The 5533-nt window shown below is 70.1% G+C and carries 6 protein-coding genes; all 6 read right to left on the reverse strand.

The genetic code is table 11. The features are described from left to right. Nucleotides 1-758: HD domain-containing protein (locus LOY02_RS17425; RefSeq protein ID WP_317183637.1), on the reverse strand; the 758-nt coding region annotated here is incomplete at its 3' end. Nucleotides 759-785: 27 nt separating this feature from the next. Then, nucleotides 786-1343: an adenine phosphoribosyltransferase gene (locus LOY02_RS17430; protein ID WP_410505971.1), complete on the reverse strand. Its 558-nt coding sequence runs from the start codon at nt 1341-1343 to the stop codon at nt 786-788. Beyond that, nucleotides 1340-2524, reverse strand: coding sequence for a protein translocase subunit SecF (secF, locus tag LOY02_RS17435; RefSeq protein WP_317183638.1), 1185 nt, complete (start codon nt 2522-2524; stop codon nt 1340-1342). Before secF ends, LOY02_RS17430 begins: the two co-directional genes overlap by 4 nt. Then, nucleotides 2521-4431: a protein translocase subunit SecD gene (secD, locus tag LOY02_RS17440; protein WP_317183639.1), complete on the reverse strand. Its 1911-nt coding sequence runs from the start codon at nt 4429-4431 to the stop codon at nt 2521-2523. Before secD ends, secF begins: the two co-directional genes overlap by 4 nt. Before the next feature lie 9 nt (nt 4432-4440). After that, complete coding sequence (gene yajC, locus LOY02_RS17445; protein ID WP_317183640.1) at nt 4441-4827, reverse strand: preprotein translocase subunit YajC; 387 nt, start codon at nt 4825-4827, stop codon at nt 4441-4443. Between the two features lie 142 nt (nt 4828-4969). Then, nucleotides 4970-5533: Holliday junction DNA helicase RuvB C-terminal domain-containing protein (locus tag LOY02_RS17450; RefSeq protein ID WP_317183641.1), on the reverse strand; the 564-nt coding region annotated here is incomplete at its 5' end.

Genomic DNA, 5533 nt, shown 5'->3' on the forward strand with positions numbered 1-5533 from the left:
GCGGTGAGGTCCTCGGACACCTGGGCGCGGACTCCGGCGAGGTACTCCTCACGGGCCGGGGCGCGCTCGGCGACGAGGCGGACGATCTCGTCGTACACCTTCGGGTAGAGCGTCGCGAAGGAGAGATCCTCGAGCTCCCACTTGATGGTGTTCATCCCGAGCCGGTGCGCGAGGGGAGCGTAGATCTCCAAGGTCTCGTTGGCCTTGCGCCGGGCCGAGTCCTGACTGACGTAACGCCACGTCCGGGCGTTGTGCAGCCGGTCGGCGAGCTTGATGACGAGAACCCGGATGTCGCGCGCCATGGCGATGACCATCTTGCGGACGGTCTCGGCCTGGGCTGCCTCGCCGTACTTCACCTTGTCGAGCTTGGTCACGCCGTCGACGAGCATCGCGATCTCGTCGCCGAAGTCGCGACGCAGCTCGTCGAGGCCGTAGGAGGTGTCCTCGACCGTGTCGTGGAGCAGCGCCGCCGCGAGGGTCGGGGGCGTCATGCCGAGCTCTGCGAGGATCTGCGTCACGGCGAGCGGGTGGGTGATGTAGGCGTCGCCGCTCTTGCGCATCTGGCCCTCGTGCGCGCGCTCGGCCACGGCGTAGGCCCGGTCGATGACCGACAGGTCAGCCTTCGGATGGTTCTGCCGGACGGCGGTCATGAGCGGGTCGAGGACCGGGTTGCCGGACGGCCGGCTCGCCCCGAAGCGGGCAAACCGAGCACGCACCCGTGATGGGGCGCTCAGCTCACTCCGGACCTCCTCGCTCATGAACTGAGTCTAGGGGGCGGGTGCAAATCAGAGCGTCAGGATGGCGTTCACGTCCCGGCCGCCGAGGCGCTTGCGACCCTCGAGGAACGACAGCTCGAGCACCACCTCGATGGCCGTGACGAGGGCACCGGCCCGCTCGACGAGCGCGGCGGTCGCCTCGGCCGTTCCGCCGGTGGCGAGGACGTCGTCGATGACGAGGACCCGCTGCCCGGGCCGGAACGCGTCGGTGTGCACCTCGATCTCGGCGGTGCCGTACTCCAGGGCGTACGACTCCTTGATCGTCTCACCCGGCAGCTTGCCGGCCTTGCGGATGGGGACCATGCCGAGACCGAGCTCGTAGGCAACCGCAGCGCCGAGGATGAACCCCCGCGCCTCGATCCCGACGACGACGTCGACCCGCCCGGCATAGCGCCGGGCGATGTCGAGAACGAGCGCCTTCATCGCCGGCCCGTCGGCGATGAGCGGGGTGAAGTCCTTGAAGAGGACCCCCGGCTTGGGGAAGTCGGGGATGTCGCGGAGGTGGTCGCGCACCAGCTCAGCGATATCGGTGCGCGAGTCCCCGGCCGAGACGGAGCCCACCGTCACCTCTTGGACTTCGGGGCGCGTCGCGGCTGGTTGCGCGGACCCGACTGGGCGGCGTACTTGTGGACCGGCCTGGCGCCCACTCCCGCTCCTGGCGTCGCCGCGTCCGGCACGGGCGCGGCGCCGGTCCGGTCAGCTCCGACCGGCACGGGCTGGTCGGCCTGGCCGGGCGCTGGGACACCCGCGCGGGCCTCGTCGCGGGCGGCCCGCTTGGCGCCATGACGAGCCACGTAGCGGTCGAGGTCGACGACGGCCGGGTCCTTGCTGCGCAGCTGCACCAGCAGCGGCGTCGCGATGAAGATGGACGAGTAGGCGCCCACGGCGATCCCGATGAAGAGGGCGAGCGACAGGTCGAGCAGCGTCCCGGGGCCGAGCATGGTGAAGCCGACGAAGAGGATCGCCGCGATCGGCAGCAGCGCCACCACGGTCGTGTTGATCGACCGGACGAGGGTCTGGTTGACCGCGAGGTTGGCTGCATCGGCGTACGTGGTCCGTTTGCTCCGGAAGGCCTCCGCGGTGTTCTCTCGCACCTTGTCGAAGACCACCACCGTGTCGTAGAGCGAGTATCCGAGGATCGTGAGGAACCCGATCATCGACGAGGGAGTGATCTCGAAGCCGAAGAGCGAGTAGATGCCCACGGTGACGACGAGGTCATGGAGCAGGGCGGTGAGGCCTGCGACGGCCATCTTCCACGTCCGGAAGTACAGCGCCATGACGATGGTCACGAGGATGAGGAAGACGATGAGTCCCCGGATTGCCTGCTCGCTGACGGCAGCACCCCAACTCGGCCCGATGAGCGTGGAGCTGACCGTCTGACGATCGACGTCGAAGGCCTCGGCGAGCTCGGTGCGGGCAGCATCGGTCTGCTCCTGGGCCGCCTCGGTCTGCACGCGGATCGTGTCGCCACCGACGATCGTCGTCGTGACGGAGCCGGGGATCCCCGCCTCCCCGACGGCCTCCTGCGCCCTGGCCTCGTAGTCCTGGGTGTTCGTGACGCCGAGCACCCGGAACTCCGTGCCGCCCCGGAACTCGATACCGAAGTTGAGCCCCTTGACGAAGATGCCTGCGAGGGCGATGACGAGGACGACCGCTGAGAAGGCGTACCAGACGCGGCGGCGCCTGACGAAGGCGATCGAGCGCCGCCCGGTGTAGAGGTCGTTGCCGAACTGGGCGAAGTGGATCATGCCTTGGCCTGCCCCTCGGTGAGACCCGTCGGGCGGGTCGCGGTGGCTGTCGAAGTCCGGGTCGCACTGGCTGCTCCAGCGGGCCGGAACTGTCCGCGGCCCCGATACCGAGGAGCCTCCTTGGCTCCCAGGCGCTCCGGATCGAGTCCCGACCACGTGTGACCGTTGCCGAAGAACTCGGTGCGGGCGAGCAGCTGGACCATCGGGTGCGTGAACAGGACGACCACGGCGAGATCGATGAGAGTCGTGAGGCCGAGTGTGAAGGCGAAGCCGCGCACGTTGGCGGACGCCAGCAGGTAGAGCACGACGGCAGCGAGCATGTTCACCGCGTCGGCGGCGATGATCGTGCGTCGGGCGCGCTTCCAGCCGGTCTCGACGGCCGCGACGAGCGGTCGTCCTTCGCGCACTTCGTCACGGATTCGCTCGAAGTAGACGATGAAGCTGTCGGCCGTGATACCGATCGCCACGATGACGCCGGTGACGCCGGCCATGGTCAGTCGGAAGCCGTGTGTCGTCCCCAGCACGACGAGCGCGAGGTAGGTCAGCACCGCCGCGACGACGAGCGAGAAGACGGTGACGATGCCGAGCGCACGGTACTGGAACATCGAGTAGATGACGACGAGGATCAGACCGATGAGCCCGGCGAGCAGGCCCAGGCGGAGCTGCTCCTCGCCGAGCTGTGGCGTGATCGTGTCGTTGGTCTGGAGCGCGAAGGACATCGGCAGCGCACCGAACTTCAGCTGCTCCGCCAGCCGCTTCGCCGAGTCGAGCGTGAACGAGCCGGTGATGGAGGCGCGCCCGTCGGTGATGACCGCCTGTGCCTGGGGCGCGGTGATGACCCGCTTGTCGAGGACGACGGCGAACTGGTCGAGCGGGGGCTGTCCCTGCAGGCCGACGAGCCGCTTTGTCACCTCGGCGAAGGTCTCCCGCCCCGAGTCCTTGAAGGAGAGCGCGACCTCGACGATGGAGGTGGGCTGACCGGTCGGACCCGGCTGGTAGCCACTGGTGGCGTCCTGGATCTCGCTGCCGTCGATCTCGACGGGACCGAGGACGTACTTGGACACGCCGTCCTCGCCGCACGTCGCCATCGGGGCGTCCTTGAGGTCCGGCACGCTGTCGATGGACCCGGGCTCGAAGCAGTTGAGGGCGACGTACTCCTTGGCCACCGTGGCGGCCGCCTCGTCCGCCTTGGCCTGCTCCCACCCGAGCGTGAGCAGTCCCCGGGAGGCCTGAGCGGCGATGGCCGCCTCGATCTCGGCGTCAGTCGGCGGGGTAGGTGCCTCGGTCGGCGTGGCGGTTCCCGTCGTGGCCGTGGGGGCCGTCGTGGGCGCAGAGGTGGCGGCTCCCGGGGTGGTCGGTGCCGTCGTCTCTGCCCGCAGCGCCTCGGGGACCACGGCGTTGGCCGCGGTCGTCGGCGACGCGGCGGGTGTCGTCGCCGTCCCGGTCGGCGTTGCCGCCGGCGTCGTGGCGGTGCCCGAAGGCGTGCCCGGGCTTGCCTCAGGGGTGGCGCTCTCGACGTCCTGCACGAAGACAGCGCGGAAGCGCAGCTGCGACGGCTTGCGGATCGCCTCGAGCTGCTCCTCGGACGGCGTGCCGGGGATGGCCACGACGATGTTGCGGCCGCCCTGCGTCGAGATCTCGCTCTCGGCGACGCCGTTGGCGTCGATGCGCTGGCGGATGATCTCGACGGCCCGGTCGAGCTGACCCGGGTTGACTGCGGAGCCGTCCTCGATGACGGGCGCGAGGACCATCTCGGTGCCGCCCTCGAGGTCGAGGCCGAGGCGGGGCGTCAGCTGCCCGCCGCCCCACTGGAACAGGCCGCCGACGAGCACGGCGAGACCGACGGTGATGGCGAGGAGGGCGGCCAGGCTCCGCAGAGCCGACTTCTTCGTGGTGCTATGAGCCACGGGCGGGCCTCACTGACCGGGCTCGGACGTACCGTCCGAGGGCGCCCGGCCAGTCTGGGGAGCGGCCACGTCCGACTGCTTCATGGCCACGGCCCGCCGGTCGAAGCGCAGGATCATGCCGTCAGCCACCTCGAGGTGCGCGCTGACGTCGTCGAGGTGACGGATCGTGCCGAAGATGCCCGACGAGGTGACCACCTGGTCGCCGACGCTGAGCGAGGCGTTGAACTGGCGCATCTGCCTGGTGCGCCGATTGGCACTCCAGAACATCCAGGCCAGCAGCAGCAGCGGCAGCGCCAGGATGATCAACGAGGAGTACTCGTTGCCGTTATCCATATCAGGCTCAATCCTTCGACTTCTCGGTCCGGGCAGCGCGCGACCCAGCAGGGGTGCCGACACATGAACGTCCGGTGGCACCGGATGGTGCCGCGGCGGGCGGAGGTGCCCGCAGGAGTCTACGTCCGGCGTGCGGGTTTGTCAGACCCGGACGAGGGCGTATGCCGCCGAGCCGGGTCACGTTTTGGCTGCGGTTGCGTCGTGGTCACGTCTCGAAGCGTCCTGGGCGGCCGTCGTCGAGCGGCAGCGTCGCGGCCCAGAGGCCCTGGGCATCGAGGGGCGCGGCCAGGCCGAGGTGCTCCCACGCGAGCGCGGAGGCAGCGCGCCCGCGCGGGGTGCGCAGCATGAAGCCCTCGCGGACGAGGAACGGCTCGGCAACCGTCTCGACGGTGTCGGGCTCCTCCCCCACGGCGACCGCCAGGGTCGACAGTCCGACCGGCCCCCCACCGAAGCGGCGGCACAGGGCCTCGAGGACCGCGCGGTCGAGACGGTCCAGGCCGCGCTCGTCGACGTCGAAGAGCTCCAGCGCCTGCCGGGCGGCCGACTGGGTGACCCGGCCCTCGCCGTGGACCTGGGCCCAGTCGCGCACCCGGCGCAGCAGTCGGTTGGCGATGCGGGGCGTGCCGCGCGAGCGGAGCGCGATCTCGACGATGCCGTCCTCGTCGGCGTCGAGGCCGAGCAGGCCGGTCGAGCGGTGCAGGATGGTGACGAGGTCCCCCGGCTCGTAGAAGTCGAGGTGGCCGGTGAAGCCGAAGCGGTCGCGCAGCGG

This window comes from Intrasporangium sp. (assembly GCF_032907665.1).
Lineage (GTDB): Bacteria > Actinomycetota > Actinomycetes > Actinomycetales > Dermatophilaceae > Intrasporangium.

What these genes read in the sequence shown, in the direction of transcription:
- secF (WP_317183638.1), bottom strand. Translation starts at nt 2,524, where the DNA reads ATGATCCACTTCGCCCAGTTCGGCAACGACCTCTACACCGGGCGGCGC.